Consider the following 17,441-nt stretch of genomic DNA (forward strand, 5'->3'; position numbering starts at 1 on the left):
ATTGATAGTTATGAATGATTTTAAAAGACACAATTTCAAAAAACTTAAAATTTGGCAAATGTCAATGGAATTAGCCAAGATAATTTTTGAAGTAACTTTAACTTTTCCAAGTTCAGAAAAGTTTGGCTTGATAAGTCAAATGAACAGATGTTCGGTTTCATTGCCTTCAAATAGTACCGAAGGTTCAAGTAGAACAAATAAGTCATTTAGTCATTTTTTAGATATTTCTTTAGGTTCATCATTTGAACTTCAAACACAATTATTAATAGCCAACGCCAATCGTTTTATTTCAGATGAAATTACAAACACAATAGAATTAAAATTAGAAGAATTTCAAAAAGCAACGATGTCATTTCAAAATACTTTAAATTAAATTATAATGAATTTTATAAAAAACAAATCACAAATAGCTACTAGTCAATCATCTATTCGTCTATTATCTATTTGTCTATTATTAGTTTCACAATTATCGTTTTCACAAAAAAAGGATGAGAATATTGGAAGTGAAGTAGTAAACGTAGTAAAACCGTATACTCCAACAATTTCGGATGCGTTTAAAGTTAAAGAAACTCCGACTTTGGAAGATGATGACACTTCTAAAAAGGAAAATATTCAATACAATATATTTTCGTTTCCAGTGGCATCAACATTCACGCCTTCTAAAGGTAAAGCTGCTGGTGTTGACAAAGCCGAAAAAGAAAAATTGTTCAGTAACTATCTGACTTTAGCTGCTGGAAATTACGGAAATATCAACGCCGAATTGTTTGTTACCCACACTTTAGAAAACAATGATTACGTTGGCGCAATGCTACGTCATATGTCTACTCAAGGAGGGATTGATGACGTAGCTTTAGACGATAAATATTTTGATACTTCACTCGATTTAACCTATGGAAGTCGCAATGAAAATCTTTCATGGAATGCCGATTTAGGATACAAAAACCAAGCATATAATTGGTACGGATTGCAACCCGGATTGTTTTCTCAAGAACAAATTGCTTCAATTGATGAAAAACAAACGTACAGCAACGCCTATTTTGGTGGAAGAATAGCGCTTAAAGAAAGTATTTTAAAAGAAGCAAGTATTAAATTCAATCGATTTTGGGATGCATTTGCATCTGGTGAAAATCATTTTGTTGCCAAACCATCATTAGCTTTTGATGTTATGGAAGAGAAAATCAAAGCCAATTTTATCTTCGATTACCTTAGCGGAAGCTTCAAGAAAGATTATTTTGATGTAAATCAACTAAAATACGGTTTTACCAATATTGGATTTTCTCCAAGTTTTCAGCTTAATCGCGATGATGTATCGGTAAATTTAGGTGCAACATTTTTCTATAGTGTTGCCAATGAAGGTGGAAATAATAAATTTTACATCTATCCAAGCATTACAGCATCGTATAAACTTGTAGGCGATTTAATGATAGCTTATGGTGGCGCAGAAGGTACTTTGAAACAAAATTCCTATCATGATTTTGCACAGAGTAATTTCTTCGTATCTCCAACTTTGTTTGTTGCTCCAACCGATCAGCGATATGATATTTATGTCGGTTTAAAAGGAAAATTGGCCAATTCGGTAGGTTATAATGTTAGAGGTTCTTATTTTAATGAAGGAAATAAAGCACTTTATAAAAATAATATTTACAGTGCCGAAAATACCAATACTGAAGGTTATGCTTTCGGAAATTCTTTTAATGTAGTTTATGATGATGTAAAAACGGTGAGTTTCTTTGGCGAATTGAAAGCCGATTTTTCTAAAAATGTCACGTTTGGAGTTAACGGAACTTTTGCAAGTTACAGCTCTAAAAATGAAGAAGAAGCATGGAATTTACCTGCAATAAAAATTGGTTCTACTCTAGATTTCAATGTTACTTCCAAATGGTTTGCTGGTTTAAATGTATTTTTTGTAGGAGAACGAAAAGATCAGTTTATTAACAGCTCATTGCTTGTAGATAGTTTTGAAACGGTTACTTTAGATAGTTATTTTGATTTGAATGCCAATGTTAGTTACCAGCATAACGAACGATTGACTTTTTTCTTGAAAGGAAACAACTTGGCAAGTCAGAATTACCAACGTTGGATAAATTATCCTGTACAAGGAATTCAGGTTATGATTGGAGGTAATTATAAATTCGATTTCTAGTCAAATAGTTTTTATATACAAAACCTGTAAGCTACTTTTGTTTACAGGATTGTTTTATTACTGAAAATATGACATTTAAACAACAAATACTGCTGCATCACCAAGAACTACTTCAAGATAAAATTGATGTGTTTCGAGATATGATTTCGGGATTAACCGAAGATGCCAAAAACGATGCAAAAGGTTCGGCTGGTGACAAGCACGAAACAGCATTGTCAATGATGCATATTGAACAAGAAAAGCTGAATCATAAACTGAAAGAAATTCTCGACCAAAAAGCTATTTTAGACAAGATTGATGCTTCGCAAATACATAACAAAATTGCTTTTGGAAGTGTTGTAAAAGCTAATGCAATGTTTCTATTTTTGAGTGCAGCTTTACCAAAAATAAGTATCGATTCTAAAACAATTATTGCACTTTCTCCACAATCGCCACTAGGAACTAAATTAATGGGAAATTCTGTTGGATTTACGTTTGAAATTAATGGATCGAATTTTCATGTTGAAGAAGTATGTTAAAATGATGATGTATAAACATGTAAAACGTGCTGAATTTTTAATATTTTAAAACAAATCCCATTCTAATTTCGTTTCTACTTTCATTTTAAACTATAAAACTATATTTTAATTATAAATTATAACTAAAACACAATAATCACTTTAAATAAAACAAGTAATACTGCAATTTTGCTTCATCAAATAAACAGAATTACAATTTTTAAAGAACAAGATTATGTGCGGAATTTTAGCAATTATAGGAAAAGGAAAAGACGAACAATTAGTAAAACAACTTTCTAAAAGAATGTCACATCGCGGTCCAGATGAAAGCGATTTGCATGTTACTGAAAATGGTCACATTTTAAGCCACGAACGTTTGTCTATTATTGATTTACATTCAGGAAAACAACCTATAAAAGGGACTCATTCTGCCTATATGGTTCACAATGGTGAAATTTACAACCACCAAGAACTTAGAGATGGAATTCTAAAAGACCACACGTTCAAAACCAAATCCGACTCTGAAGTAATTGTGCATTTGTATGAAGAATTCAAATATGATTTTCTACATCATTTGGATGGCGATTTTGCCTTTGTTGTTGTAGACGGCGATGATTTTATTGCCGGTCGCGATCCACTAGGAGTTAAACCGCTATATTACGGAATGGATGAAAGAGGTCGAACATATTTCGCTTCAGAAATGAAACCTATTGCCGATCAATGCAAGACATTTTCAACTTTTCCTCCAGGACATTATTATACACCAGAAACGGGTTTTGTAAAATACTACAAACCAGAATATGAAGACTTTACTAAAGCTACAAAAGAATTAGATTTAGCTGAAATACGTGATGCTTTAACCGAAGCAACCCGCAAAAGATTAATGAGTGACGTACCAATTGGGGTATTGCTTTCGGGTGGTTTAGATTCGTCATTGACATCCTCAATTGCGGCACGTTTACTTAAAGAAAAAGGAAAAGAGTTGCATTCATTTTCAATAGGTTTGGATGCCGATGCACCAGATGCGAAAGCAGCCCGAAAAGTTGCCGATTTTTTAGGTACTAAACACCACGAAGTGCATTTTACAATAGAGCAAGGAATTGAAATTCTAGACAAGTTAGTTTGGCATTTAGAAACTTATGATGTGACATCGATTCGTGCCAGTACGCCAATGTATTTCCTTTCGAAAGCCATTACTGATATGGGAATCAAAGTAGTACTTTCAGGTGAAGGCGCCGACGAAATATTTGGAGGTTACTTATATTTCAGAAACGCACCATCAACGGTAGATTTTCAAAAAGAAACTATCGAAAGAGTTCAGAAATTGTTTACTGCCGATTTACTACGTGCTGATAAATCAACAATGGCACACGGACTTGAGGCAAGAGTTCCATTTTTAGACAAAGCGTTCTTAGATGTTGCCATGACCATAAAAGGAGAAGAAAAGCAACCTAAAACGTACGACGGAAAAGAAAAATATATATTAAGAAAAGCATTTGATACGCCAGACAATCCGTATTTGCCAGATGAGGTTTTATGGCGTCAAAAAGAGCAATTTTCAGATGGAGTTGGATACAACTGGATTGATCAATTAATTGAATATTGCGCTTCTAAAGTTACTGATGAGCAACTAGCAAATGCATCTGACGAATTTCCATACAATTCGCCAACAACCAAAGAAGCTTATTATTACAGAACGATTTTTCATAAGTATTATCCACAACTTAGCGCTGCGCAAACGGTTAGAAAATGGATACCAAAATGGCAAGAAAATCAAGATCCGTCAGGAAGAGCAAATGCAGCACACGTTCAAGCCGATGTTGAAATTGCAAAATCTTCTATAACAGCATAATCGAAAGATTATATATTGAAGTTTAGTTTGTTTGTAAAAAGTGTTCGATTTTTTCGAGCACTTTTTTTGTACATAAACTTTTAAAATTTTGAATAGATTGTCTTTTTGTGATTATATTTGAACATAAAATTAAAGTTTTCTCATCCAAATGAAAGTTATTGCCGTCATTCCTGCTCGATATGCCTCAACACGATTTCCTGCCAAATTAATGCAAGATTTAGGTGGAAAAACCGTAATTCTTAGAACCTATGAAGCAGCAAAAAATACCAATTTATTTGACGATGTTTTTGTGGTAACCGATTCTAGTTTGATTTTCGATGAAATAGTTTCCCATGGCGGAAAAGCCATAATGTCTGTAAAAGAACATGAAAGCGGAAGTGATCGAATTGCAGAAGCAGTGGCCAATCTTGAAGTTGATGTTGTTGTAAATGTGCAAGGAGACGAACCATTCATCAACAAAGAACCATTAGAAAAAGTTATCGAAGTTTTTAAAAATGATGTTGAGCAAAAAGTTGATTTAGCTTCGTTAATGAGAGAAATCAAAAATCAAGATGATATAAATAATCCAAATAATGTTAAGGTTGTAGTAGACCAAAACGATTTTGCGCTATATTTTTCGCGTTCTGTAATTCCGTATCCACGAGAAGTAAATGTTGGCGTTCATTATTTTCAACATATCGGGATTTACGCTTTCCGTAAGCAAGCACTTTTAGATTTCTATTCACTTCCAATGAAATCGCTAGAAGCATCAGAAAAATTGGAACAACTTCGCTATTTAGAATTTGGAAAACGAATTAAAATGGTCAAAACAACTCACATTGGAATTGGGATTGATACTATCGAAGATTTAGAAAAAGCTAGAAAAATGCTTTAATTCAGTTTTTTGATGGTAAACAATTCATTATGAATTTCTACTTTTGGATACAATCGAAGTGAATAATTTTCTGTAAATTTCTTTTTATATTCGATGTTTCTGATTCTATCTTTTTCAGAAATAACCATCGTATTAAAAAGTATAAAACCTTCTTTATTTAAAAGAAAATTTACTCTATTGATAAAGAAGTCCTCAAATAAAAAATTCGGCATTGTAGTGTCTTGAAAAACGTCTATGATAATCAAATCATATTTTTTCTTTGTTTTTAAAACAAATTCGAAAGCATCATCAACAACAATTTGAAGATTTGGAATCGCATCCAATTTAAAATAGGTATTGGCAATTTCAACCACAGCAGGATCAATTTCGACTCCGGTAATTTCACCTTTAAACTGTAATTCGTCGACCAATGTTTTAATAACACTACCGCCGGCTACACCCAAGATTAATATCGAATTAAACTTTTTTATTCGGTCAAATCCAATGTATTTCAATCCTTTTCGTAAAATGCGTTGTAAACTTCCATACGAGTAATTGGTATTTTTAGAATCCAAAACCAATTGACCATTATTCCACGTAACTTCAAGAGAGTTGCTTACGTTTGATTTTTTTTTAAAAATAGTGATTGGAATGAAATAACTAAAAAATTTAGAAAGCATGTTGGATTTTTTATCAAAAATAAAGTATTAAAACTAAATTTACATCAAATTTTTTAAAATGAAGAAAGTACTTTACAAATTTATTTTTGAAACGCTTATGGGTTGGAAAATTGAAGGCGCTGGCAACCTCAATCTTCCTAAATGTGTATTTATGGTAATGCCACATACCAGCTGGCACGACTTTTATTTAGGATTGTTTACTCGTGGTATTACAGGTGTTCCGATGCACTTTATTGGTAAAAAAGAACTGTTTAACTTTCCGTTTGGATGGTATTTTAAATGGATGGGAGGAAAGCCATTAGATCGAACAGGGAATTTAAATAAAGTTGATGCTATTGCAAAAACGTTTGATAATTATGACGAATTGCGATTGGCAATTGCTCCTGAAGGAACTAGAAAATACGTTTCGGAATTAAAGTCTGGATTTTATTATATCGCTTTAAAAGCCAATGTCCCAATAGTTCCTGTTGCTTTTGATTTTGGAACTAAAACTGTAGCAATCGGATCAGCATTTAGCCCTTCAGGGAATTATGAAACGGACTTAAAACAACTACTTCATTTCTTCAAAGGTGTAAAAGGTAAATATCCTGAAAATCAATTTGTAGTTTCATAAAACCGAAATCTTTTTGATTACGTAAATAACTAACAGATAATAAAATATAAAAAATTGTTGTTATAAGTTGGTTAGTTTAAAATCCTCAATTGTGCAGTTGAGGATTTTTTTTTATGTTAATGAGTAAAGCTTTTAAAAGTTCCATCTTTGTAAAAAATGATGATATTTTTTATGTCATCATTTTCTTTTTTAAGAAAATTCTCTTCCTTTTCAGCAAGTTTTTTAGTTTTAGAATTTTCCGCTTCGGCTAAATCTACAACCTGATTTGTTTCAGAATTTTCACTAACAGATGAAATAGGAGTGGTTATTTCTTCCTTTTTTTTATAATGCAAATCTCCTTTTCCTAATAAAATCCAATACAAATCGACCTCTGGAAAAACTGCAATGATCTTCAAAATTAAGTCCAAACTCGGCTTGTTTCTACCTGATAAAAGATGCGATAGGCTTGAGCGTTGCACTCCAATTTTGTCAGCAAAAGAAGAGGACGTTAAATCATAAAATTCAAACAGTTGCTCCAATCTTTTTACAAATTCATCTGTAGATATCATTCTAAATTATATAAAATTATAGTAATTACAAATGTAAACAAAAGAAGTTGGGTATTGAAATTTACATTTGTAAAACTATAAACAGCATTCATTCTTTAATAAAGTTTAGCTTCATATAAAATATATTAAAATATTGGTATTAAATTTATTAGTTTGCATTATGTAAAATTTTAATTTACCATAAATTACATTATTCATGCTATTTACAAAAGTAAATTCAATCCTTTTTTGCAATAATTACATTTGTAAAATTAAACTTGTTTACTTTTGTAACAGTAAATTATTAAGATATGGATTACTTCGAATTACATAAAGAATACAAACAAAATTCACTATTTGGAAGGTACATAACATTGCAGGATATTGAGCCAATTTTAGATAACATAAAAAAAAATTCGTCAGTTGAGGTTATAGGTAAATCGGTTTTGGATAAACCAATTTATCAACTTAAAATTGGTGTTGGGGAAATTAAAATATTGATGTGGTCGCAAATGCACGGAAACGAAAGTACAACGACCAAAGCACTTTTTGATTTTATAGCTTTTCTTTTATCGCAAGATTCGGTGGCGCAGGAATTAAAGCAAAAATTTACATTTTGCATTTTGCCTATGGTAAATCCTGATGGAGCAGCATTGTATACTAGAGAAAATTATAATCAAGTAGATTTGAATCGCGACTCGGTAAATTTGTCAGAACCTGAAAGTCAACTATTGCGAAAAGCTTTTGATGATTTTGAACCCAGCTATTGTTATAATTTACATGATCAACGAACAATATTTGGCGTTGCTGATACGGGTAAAGTGGCAACAGTTTCTTTTTTAGCACCATCTTTTAACGAAGCTCGAGCTATTAATGATTGTCGCATCAAGGCTATGAACGTTATTGTTGCTATGAATTTAGAGTTGCAAAAACATATTCCCAATCAAGTCGGAAGATTTGATGATAGTTTTAATATTAATTGCATTGGTGATAGGTTTACTTCTCTTAATGTTCCTACTATTTTATTTGAAGCTGGACATTTTCCAGATGATTATTACAGAGAATATTCACGTAAAATGATTTTTATTGCGTTAATTTCGGGTTTGGTGAATGGTTACGAAAACGATATAGTTAGCAATAAAACCGATGATTATTTACAAATTCCTCAAAATAAAACCGTTTTTTATGATTTTATTTATAAAAATGTCAAAATAAATTATGATAATAAAGAAATTATCACGAATTTTGCCGCTCAATACAAAGAAGAACTTATTGATGGAAAAATCTGTTTCAACGCATATATTGTTGAAATAGGAGAGTTGAAGGAAAAAATAGGTCATTATCAATACAATGCGCACAAAATGCGGTATAGTGATGAAGCTGGAAGTTTTCCGAAATTAAATCAAAAAGCCAACTTTTGTTTAGGAAACGATATTAAATTTGTTAATGGTTTAAAAAAATAACATTATTTTTTGTTTTTTACTAAATAAAATGCATTAATTTGTATTGCAAAACAAAACAATAAATAAAAAGCGAGTAATTATGAGTAAGTTTCGTCTAGATGAGGTAGATCACCAAATCCTTGATATGTTGATTGATAACACAAGAGTTCCATTTACAGATATTGCAAAAAAATTATTAATTTCTGCTGGAACAGTGCATGTTAGAGTTAAAAAAATGGAAGATGCAGGAATAATTATGGGTTCGTCATTAACCTTAGATTATGAAAAATTAGGATATTCTTTCATTGCCTATGTTGGAGTATTTTTAAATAATACTTCTCAAACAAAATTTGTTTTAGAGCGAATTAATGAAATACCATTCGTTACCGTTGCACACGTAACAACAGGAAAATTTAATATTTTTTGTAAAATAAGAGCAAAAGATACGAAACATGCTAAAGATGTTATTTTCATGATCGATGATATCGAAGGTGTTTACAGAACCGAAACAATGATTTCGTTAGAAGAAAGCATAAATGATAAAAAACGATTAATGCATACTATATTTAAAGATATTTAATTTTATTATTTCTTTAAAAATACAAACCTCAAGTTCGCGCTTGAGGTTTTTTTTGTACCTTTAAATTTAAAGAAAAAAATATGTATACACTTCCTAAACTTGAGCGATACAGTCAAAATGTACTATCAAAGTACCACATATATAACAGTGTTTTTATAACGTTACCATTTGATTCAATCGATAATACTGGTGTATTGTTACCACTTTTTAGTGACATGTGTGACGCTGGTTTTAAAATTGGTATGAGTCCAATTGATATTGTAAATTCATTTGCCAATAAATATTTAGATCAAGTAAACGAACAAGAAAAAATAGATTTGTTGTTTAGATTCATTCAATATGTAGAGCGACAAATAGTGCTGTTTGATGCAATTGAAGATGCTGCGTTTTCGGTAGTTAATGATTTGGAAGGCACTGGTTCTTTAAGAGAAATAAAAGATCAAATAGAATCCAAAAATAAGCAAAAAGAACTTATTACTTTTTTAGAAAATTTTAAAGTACGAACTGTACTTACTGCGCATCCCACACAGTTTTATCCAGGTTCGGTTTTAGGAATAATTACCGATTTGACTGCTGCTGTACGAGATAATGATTTGAATAAAATAAAACAGTTATTGGCGCAATTGGGAAAAACACCTTTTATCAAAAAGGAAAAACCCACGCCGTTAGACGAAGCTGTGAGTTTGATATGGTATTTAGAAAATGTCTTTTATAATACGACAGGTCAAATACTTCAGTACTTGCAAAAAAATATTTATAGTGAAAATATGATTTCTAATTCAATTATAAATCTTGGTTTTTGGCCAGGAGGTGATCGCGATGGAAATCCATTTGTAACCACAGATATAACATTAAATGTTGCCAATCGATTACGAACATCGATACTAAAATGCTATTACAACGATATCAGAAAGTTGCGACGTAAACTTACTTTTTCAGGAATTGAGAAAATTATTATTGACATTGAAAGTAAATTGTACAGATCGGTATTTTATTCTGATGGTAGTATTTATATCACATTACCTGAACTAAAAAATGAATTAAAAAGAGTTCAAGAACTTTGTATAGAAAAACATCAATCTTTGTATTTAGACGACATCAACGATTTGATCAATAAGCTTACAACATTCGGTTTTCATTTTGCAACATTAGATATAAGACAAAATAGCAAAATTCATAATCATGTTATCAAAACAATTTTTAGTCAATTAAGTGAAACTAATATGTTGTTGAAAGATTATTTTTCACAGTCTGATGAAAAACGTTTCGAACTTATTTCTAGTTTAAATCAAACAATTACGTCCAATCAGTTTAATGATGAAATCACAAAACAAACCCTAGAATCTATTTTTTCAATGAAGACGATTCAGGAAAACAATGGTGAGTTGGGTGCCAACAGGTACATTATCAGTAATAATGAAAGTGCCTTAAATGTTTTAGAAACTTTAGCATTATTCAAGCTTTGTTCATGGGAAAATCCAACTGCCGACATTGTGCCTTTATTCGAATCTATTGAAGATTTACATAACGCCGATGTTGTTATGGAGCAATTGTATACTAATGCAACTTATAAAAATCATTTGAAGAGCAGAAAGAATGTTCAAACAATAATGTTAGGATTTTCTGACGGAACTAAAGATGGCGGTTATTTAATGGCAAATTGGGGAATTTATAAAGCAAAAGAGGCCATAACTGCAATGTCTCGAAAATATGATGTTAAGGTATTATTTTTTGATGGGCGAGGCGGACCACCAGCTCGTGGAGGTGGAAAAACGCACAAGTTTTATGCTTCATTAGGATCTAAAATTGAGCATCAAGAAATTCAATTAACGATTCAAGGTCAAACCATCAGTTCTAATTTTGGTACAGATGCTGCTTGCAGATACAATTTGGAAAACTTATTGAGTGCTGGAATTTCAAATGAGTTGATGAATGAGGAGGAAAATGATTTGTCGGAAAATGACAAAAAAATCATCGATGAGTTGGCTTTGATTGGATTTCAAAAATATCAAAGTTTTAAAAATCATCCTAAATTTATTCCTTACTTAGAAAAAATGAGCACATTGCATTATTATTCGATGACTAATATTGGAAGTCGACCGGCTAAAAGAAATGCAACTAATGAATTTGTTTTTGATGATCTAAGAGCAATCCCATTTGTAAGTTCATGGAGTCAAATGAAGCAAAATGTACCAGGTTTTTTTGGAGTTGGATCGGCATTGCAATATTATGAAGATACCAATAAATGGGAAGAAGTTGAAGCGCTTTTCAATTCGTCTCTTTTCTTTAGAACTTTATTGGAAAACAGTATGATGTCTTTGGCAAAATGTTTTTTTCCACTTACTGAATACATAAAAAATGATGCAGAATTTGGAGAATTTTGGCAGATTATTTATGACGAATTCGTACTTACCAAGCGACTGTTACTAAAAATTGCTAACCATCAACAGTTGATGCAAAATTATCCTGATGGAAAGGCTTCGATTGACATGAGAGAAGCAATCGTAGTTCCATTATTAACCATACAACAATATGCATTGTCAAGAATTAATGAAATTAAGAAAAATGGAGTAGGTGTTGCGTTGTTACCTACTTATGAAAAATTAGTGATGCGATCGCTTTTTGGAAATACAAATGCAAGCCGTAATTCGGTATAATAATTAAATATATAAATATGAACAGAGCAAATCAACTTCTTCCAACCGAATATAGCGATTGGTATAAACCGTACTTAGCAACTTTAAAAGATGAAATTCTTCAAGAAGAGTTGGAAATATCTTTGCATCGTTTTATTAGATTTGTACAAGATATTCCGATGGACAAGCACGATTACGCTTATGCTGAAGGTAAGTGGAAAATTAAAGATATAATTCAGCATTTGATAGATTGTGAACGAATTTTGAGTTACAGAGCGTTACGTTTTGCCCGAAATGACGCTACCGAATTACCAGGATTCGAAGAAAACGATTATGCATTCGAAGCCAAAGGAAATAATAGGACAATTATGAGTTTGCTTACCGAATTATCGGCTGTACGACATGCAACATTATTATTGTTTAAAGAATTTTCTGAAGAGGAATTACTTAGAACTGGTAGGGCATCAAATAATGAAATGAGCGTTCGTGCCTTAGGATTTATTATTATTGGACATCAAAATCATCATCAAAAGATTTTTGAAGAACGTTACTTAGATGAAGTTATTTTATAAATGACATTTAAAAGAAAATCCCAAGTTCCAATTAGTAATTTTGGAATTTGGGATTTTTATTTGTTTTCAACTACTGCTTATTCTTCGTCGTCGTCTTCATCAAAGTTGTCAGATGGTTCGTCAAAATCTTCGTCATCGTCGTCATCACCATCATCAGAACCGCCTTTATCTTTCAATAAGTCTTCGTCTTCATCATCATCACCTGCAACATCGTCATCATCTAAATCTAACCCTTTGATAGGAGTGATTGGTTCGATTACTGCATCAAGATCGTCATCTTCATCAAATTTTTCCATACGACTTGCAAGTTTAGTACTAACTTTTACTAAATAAATAGTGTCTTCAGTACGAACTTCTACAGCTTCGATAAGTTCATTTTGAGCATTTCTAAAACGGATAATATCAGTGTCGTCATATCCTTCTGGAAATTTATCAACCAATAGGTTTAAGATATCTCCGGTTAGTTTAGCGTAATCAACTATAATTCTTTTCATAACGTTTTTTAATCTTTTATAAATCTAACAAATAGGCAAAAATTAGCGGAGCAACTATAGTTGCATCTGATTCAATTATAAATTTTGGGGTGTGAATGTCTAGTTTTCCCCAAGTAATTTTTTCGTTTGGAACCGCACCAGAATAAGAGCCGTAACTGGTTGTAGAGTCTGAAATTTGACAGAAATAGCTCCAAAAAGGAACGTCGTGCATTTCCATATCTTGGTATAACATTGGAACCACACATATTGGAAAATCTCCAGCAATACCACCACCAACTTGAAAGAATCCAAGACCTTTTCCGGTTGAATTTTTAGGATACCAATCGGCTAGCCACATCATGTATTCAATACCGCTTTTCATCGTTGTAGGCTTAAATTCACCTTTGATACAATAGGATGCAAAAATGTTACCCATAGTACTGTCTTCCCAACCTGGAACTACAATTGGAAGATTTTTTTCTGCTGCTGCAACCATCCAAGAATCCTTAGGATCAATTTCATAATATTGCTCTAAAACTCCCGAATTAATCATTTGATACATAAATTCGTGAGGAAAATAGCGCTCTCCTTTAGAATCGGCATTGTTCCAGATATCAAATAAATGAGATTGTAATCTTCTAAATGCTTCTTCTTCTGGAATACAAGTATCGGTAACTCTATTGTAATGATTTTCTAATAAATCCCATTCTTCTTGAGGTGATAAATCTCGGTAATTAGGAACTCTTTTGTACGAATTATGAGCTACTAAATTCATTATATCTTCTTCAAGATTCGCGCCTGTACATGAAATAATATGTACTTTGTCTTGACGAATCATCTCTGCCAACGATTTTCCTAACTCAGCTGTACTCATTGCACCAGCTAAAGTAATCATCATTTTTCCGTTTTCGAGTAAATGTTGTTCATATCCTTTAGCAGCATCAACTAAAGCAGCTGCGTTGAAATGAAGGTAATTTTTCTCAATAAACTGACTTATTGGACCTTTGCTCATTTTTTTGGTTTTGTATTTGTAATTGTAGTTTGAAGTTCAAAGGAAAACTATTTTTCCTAAAACTGCAAACGCTTTTTTATAATTAACTCAGTTTTTATTTTTTAGCGTAACCTAAAATTTTTAGCACGTCTTCTGAAGTTTGTTGTTCTGAAAAAACTTCGGTTGCTAATATTCCGTTTTGGTCTCTATCAATTAAAATATGTTTTGGTTGCGGAATCAAACAGTGATGTAAACCACCATATCCACCAATTGTTTCTTGATAGGCACCGGTATTAAAGAAACCAATATATAATGGCTTTTCTTTATTGTATTTTGGTAAATAGATAGCATTCATATTTTGCTCCGAATTGTAATAATCATCACTATCACAAGTCATTCCGCCAAGCAAAACCCTTTCGTAAGTATCATTCCAGCGGTTTATAGCCAGTAAAATAAAACGTTTGTTTATTGCCCAAGTATCGGGTAATGTGGTGATGAAAGAACTGTCAATCATGTTCCAAGCTTCTCTATCATTTTGTTGTTTTTGATATAAAACTTGATAAATTGCACCACCAGATTCTCCAACTGTAAATGAACCAAATTCGGTAAAAATATTAGGAACATCTACTTCAGCTTCTTCGCATGCTATTTTTATTTGATTGATAATTTCATCAATCATATATTGGTAATCATATTCAAAGGCTAATGAGTTTTTAATAGGAAATCCGCCACCAATATTTAAACCATCCAATGATGGACATTCTTTTTTTAGTGCAATATATACTTTGATACATTTTACCAATTCGTTCCAATAATACGCAGTATCGTTGATACCTGTATTAATGAAAAAGTGAAGCATTTTCAATTCTAAATTATCATTTTCTTGAATTTGCTTTTTATAAAAATTTACTATGTTTTTATAACCAATTCCGAGTCTTGATGTGTAAAACTCAAATTTAGGTTCCTCTTCGGCAGCAATTCTAATTCCGATTTTAAATTTACCTTTAATTTCTGCTTGCAGTAAATCTAATTCTTCGTAATTATCAATTATTGGAATGGTATTTTTATGTCCGTTATTGATTAATCTCGCAATATTGGAAACATATTGGTCTCTTTTGAAACCGTTGCAAATAACATACGTGCTTTTATTTATTTTTCCGTTTTCTAACAGATTTTCTACAATATTGATATCAAATGCTGAGGAGGTTTCAATATGGATATTATTTTTAAAAGCTTCGTTCATGATGTATTCAAAGTGTGAACTTTTCGTACAATAACAATAGTAATATTTACCTTCGTATTTGTTTTTTTCCATGGCATTTCTGAACCAGTTTTTGGCTCGTTTGATGTTGTTGGAAATTTGTGGTAAATAAGTAAACTTTAATGGCGTTCCATATTGCTCAACCAATTTCATCAAATCTATGTTGTGAAATTGAAGTGCATTTTCTTTATTTAAAGTAAATTCTTCTTGTGGAAAATAATAAGTTTGATTTATTAAGTCGAAATATTTAGTATTCATTGAATTTGATAATTTGAAATTAGATTAAAAATGATTTGCAGTTGTTCTAATTTTCAAACTCTAATATTCGCATAAATAATGGGTAGTTTGATTGTGTCAGTTTTAATAATGTCTAAAATAATATTTAAAATCATTTTGATAGAACTTAAAAATGTCACGCACAATACTTGGAATCCTGCCTTATTTTTCAGCAGTAATTCGTTATTTATTATGATATGGTTCTTTCTGTTCATTAGGCAAATTTAAAAAATAATAATTGCGTACTGCTACATTTTACATAAAAATAATGTTAGGATTTGTAATCGGCAAAACTTTGTACAATAATTTCATTTTCAACAGATTGGTTGATTATTGATTTGCCTATTTCTTGTATTAATGCAAATTGTACTTTTCCGTATTCATTTTTTTTATCATGTATAAGAAGATTTATGATGCATTGAATATCGTAATCGGCTATTTCAAATGTTTCATAAATATTTTTTATGGTGTTTTTGATTTGAAAATAGTCATGTTCCTGAAGGAGTTTCTTTTCTTTCGCGAGATAACTTTCCAATATCATTCCAATAGCAATGGCTTCACCGTGTAGTAGTGGTGTAGTACTTTGTAAAAAATGACTTTCAATGGCGTGTCCAAGAGTATGTCCAAAATTTAAGGCTTTTCTTATGCCGTTTTCATTAGGATCTTGACTTACTATTTCATTCTTTATCTGTATTGATTGGTGTATTAACAAATCGAAATCGGCAAAATCTATTGTTGATATATCGAAAAATTGCTCCCAATAGTTTTTATCGTAAATCAATCCGTGTTTTAGCATTTCTGCTAAACCTGATTTCATTTCTTTTTGAGAAAGTGTTTCGAGGTAGGAGGTATCGACTAGCAATAATTTAGGGACATTAATAGTTCCAATTTGATTTTTTAAATTTCCCAAATCGACTCCATTTTTGCCACCAACACTTGCATCTACCATTCCTAGAAGTGAAGTTGGAATATTGATGAAATCTATTCCTCTTTTAAATGTTGATGCCACAAATCCACCCAAATCGGTTATTACACCACCGCCTAAGTTTAATAAAACACTCTTTCTGTCGGCACCTAAGTCGGATAATATCGACCAAACTTCGGCACAAGTTTCGATATTTTTGTTGCTTTCGCCAGCTTCAATTTCTATAATTTCTATGGATAATTCGGTTGCAATATTTGGAAGTAGTTTGGGTAAACAATTTTCGTTGGTATTTTCGTCGGTTAGTATAAATATTTTTGAATAATTTTCTTCAGATAAGACTTTATTTAATTGTAGATATCCATTTTCACCAAAGAAAATCATATAATTATTTGCTTGTATGTGATGCATTTTTTTTATTTAAAAGAGTAGTTATGCAAAATTAAGGTAAAAAGAGACTGTATCTATGGTTCCACAAAAAAAAACACTCATTGTACAATGAGTGTTTTTTTGTTTGCTATAGATTTGTTAGAGTTTTGTAATAACAAATTCTGATCTTCTGTTGGCTTGATGTTGTTCTTCGGTACAGTTTGAGTTGTTGGTTGGCTCGCATCCGCAGTCGTTTACTAGTTGCGATTCGCCATAACCTTTGGCTGTTAATCGGTTTTTATTGATGCCTTTATCTACTAACCATTTCATGGTTGATTTGGCTCTTCTGTCTGACAGTGCTAAGTTGTATTGCGCTGTTTGACGGCAATCGGTATGCGATCGTATGTCGATCTCCATGGTTGGGTTTTCGGTTAATACGTCTAATATCTTAGCTAAATCGTTGGCCGCATCTTTTCGGATGTTGGATTTATCTAAATCAAAGTAAATGATTTTTATTTTAAATACTTTGGCTAGATCGTCTCCTGGTTTTACTTGTTGTAGTGTTTTTTCTAACTCTACTGGCACGTAAGTTTTACCGGTTTCGGTTGCTGTAAGGGTAGGTGTTTCTTTAGTGTTGTAGTCTTTTAGCTCTGTCTTAATGTAATATTTGGTTTGACAGTTTACTTCTCCAAAGTTGTACTTTCCTTCGGCATCGGTTGTTGTCTCCTTTAGCATTTTATGGTCTTGGTCTGAC

17 protein-coding genes are annotated in these 17,441 nt (G+C 31.7%); 10 read left to right on the forward strand and 7 right to left on the reverse strand.

Annotation, left to right across the window (positions count from 1 at the left end; all coding sequences use genetic code 11):
• Positions 1-10: 10 nt before the first annotated feature.
• The 5 genes from ACZ098_RS10950 to kdsB all read left to right on the forward strand — a co-directional run bounded on the left by ACZ098_RS10950 (position 11) and on the right by kdsB (position 5,366).
• Positions 11-373: a four helix bundle protein gene (locus ACZ098_RS10950; RefSeq protein ID WP_487311783.1), complete on the forward strand. Its 363-nt coding sequence runs from the start codon at positions 11-13 to the stop codon at positions 371-373.
• Positions 374-379: 6 nt separating this feature from the next.
• Positions 380-2,143 carry a TonB-dependent receptor gene (locus ACZ098_RS10955; RefSeq protein ID WP_487311784.1) on the forward strand — a complete coding sequence of 588 codons (1,764 nt, stop codon included), beginning with the start codon at positions 380-382 and terminating at the stop codon, positions 2,141-2,143.
• A gap of 68 nt (positions 2,144-2,211) precedes the next feature.
• Positions 2,212-2,661 carry a hypothetical protein gene (locus ACZ098_RS10960; RefSeq protein WP_487311785.1) on the forward strand — a complete coding sequence of 150 codons (450 nt, stop codon included), beginning with the start codon at positions 2,212-2,214 and terminating at the stop codon, positions 2,659-2,661.
• Positions 2,662-2,875: 214 nt separating this feature from the next.
• Positions 2,876-4,492 carry an asparagine synthase B gene (gene asnB / locus ACZ098_RS10965; protein ID WP_487311786.1) on the forward strand — a complete coding sequence of 539 codons (1,617 nt, stop codon included), beginning with the start codon at positions 2,876-2,878 and terminating at the stop codon, positions 4,490-4,492.
• A 148-nt stretch (positions 4,493-4,640) separates the two neighbouring features.
• Entirely contained in the window at positions 4,641-5,366 is a 726-nt protein-coding gene (kdsB, locus tag ACZ098_RS10970; RefSeq protein WP_487311787.1) for a 3-deoxy-manno-octulosonate cytidylyltransferase, read from the forward strand.
• Here kdsB and ACZ098_RS10975 read toward each other — a convergent pair.
• Positions 5,363-6,025, reverse strand: a complete 663-nt coding sequence (locus tag ACZ098_RS10975) for a spermidine synthase (protein WP_487311788.1) — start codon at positions 6,023-6,025, stop codon at positions 5,363-5,365. The genes kdsB and ACZ098_RS10975 overlap by 4 nt on opposite strands.
• A 58-nt stretch (positions 6,026-6,083) precedes the next feature.
• On the opposite strand from ACZ098_RS10975, the gene ACZ098_RS10980 reads away from it, so the two are divergent.
• Positions 6,084-6,638, forward strand: a complete 555-nt coding sequence (locus ACZ098_RS10980; RefSeq protein WP_487311789.1) for a 1-acyl-sn-glycerol-3-phosphate acyltransferase — start codon at positions 6,084-6,086, stop codon at positions 6,636-6,638.
• A 116-nt stretch (positions 6,639-6,754) separates the two neighbouring features.
• On the opposite strand, the gene ACZ098_RS10985 is transcribed toward ACZ098_RS10980, so the two are convergent.
• Entirely contained in the window at positions 6,755-7,186 is a 432-nt protein-coding gene (locus ACZ098_RS10985) for a helix-turn-helix transcriptional regulator (RefSeq protein ID WP_487311790.1), read from the reverse strand.
• 290 nt (positions 7,187-7,476) lie between these two features.
• On the opposite strand from ACZ098_RS10985, the gene ACZ098_RS10990 reads away from it, so the two are divergent.
• From ACZ098_RS10990 to ACZ098_RS11005, 4 genes are all read left to right on the forward strand, one after another.
• A complete protein-coding gene (locus ACZ098_RS10990) occupies positions 7,477-8,628 on the forward strand; it encodes a M14 family zinc carboxypeptidase (protein WP_487311791.1) in 1,152 nt (383 codons plus the stop codon).
• Between the two features lie 79 nt (positions 8,629-8,707).
• Positions 8,708-9,187, forward strand: coding sequence for an Lrp/AsnC family transcriptional regulator (locus ACZ098_RS10995; RefSeq protein ID WP_035127172.1), 480 nt, complete (start codon positions 8,708-8,710; stop codon positions 9,185-9,187).
• Positions 9,188-9,267: 80 nt separating this feature from the next.
• A complete protein-coding gene (locus ACZ098_RS11000) occupies positions 9,268-11,844 on the forward strand; it encodes a phosphoenolpyruvate carboxylase (RefSeq protein ID WP_487311792.1) in 2,577 nt (858 codons plus the stop codon).
• Between the two features lie 17 nt (positions 11,845-11,861).
• Positions 11,862-12,395 carry a DinB family protein gene (locus tag ACZ098_RS11005; protein WP_487311793.1) on the forward strand — a complete coding sequence of 178 codons (534 nt, stop codon included), beginning with the start codon at positions 11,862-11,864 and terminating at the stop codon, positions 12,393-12,395.
• A 77-nt stretch (positions 12,396-12,472) separates the two neighbouring features.
• Here the strand turns inward: ACZ098_RS11005 and ACZ098_RS11010 are convergent, their stop codons facing one another.
• From ACZ098_RS11010 to ACZ098_RS11030, 5 genes are all read right to left on the reverse strand, one after another.
• Complete coding sequence (locus ACZ098_RS11010) at positions 12,473-12,889, reverse strand: DNA primase (protein WP_487311794.1); 417 nt, start codon at positions 12,887-12,889, stop codon at positions 12,473-12,475.
• Positions 12,890-12,905: 16 nt separating this feature from the next.
• The gene (locus ACZ098_RS11015) at positions 12,906-13,880 is read right to left on the reverse strand and encodes a deoxyhypusine synthase family protein (protein WP_487311795.1); all 975 of its coding nucleotides are present in this window, start codon (positions 13,878-13,880) and stop codon (positions 12,906-12,908) included.
• Between the two features lie 94 nt (positions 13,881-13,974).
• On the reverse strand, positions 13,975-15,378 hold the full coding sequence (locus tag ACZ098_RS11020) for a type III PLP-dependent enzyme domain-containing protein (RefSeq protein WP_487311796.1): 1,404 nt from the start codon (positions 15,376-15,378) through the stop codon (positions 13,975-13,977).
• 289 nt (positions 15,379-15,667) lie between these two features.
• Positions 15,668-16,729, reverse strand: coding sequence for a 3-dehydroquinate synthase (gene aroB / locus ACZ098_RS11025; protein ID WP_487311797.1), 1,062 nt, complete (start codon positions 16,727-16,729; stop codon positions 15,668-15,670).
• Between the two features lie 117 nt (positions 16,730-16,846).
• A partial coding sequence (locus ACZ098_RS11030; protein ID WP_487311798.1) for an OmpA family protein occupies positions 16,847-17,441 on the reverse strand: 595 nt, incomplete at its 5' end.

The organism is Flavobacterium sp. SP2 (assembly GCF_057626655.1).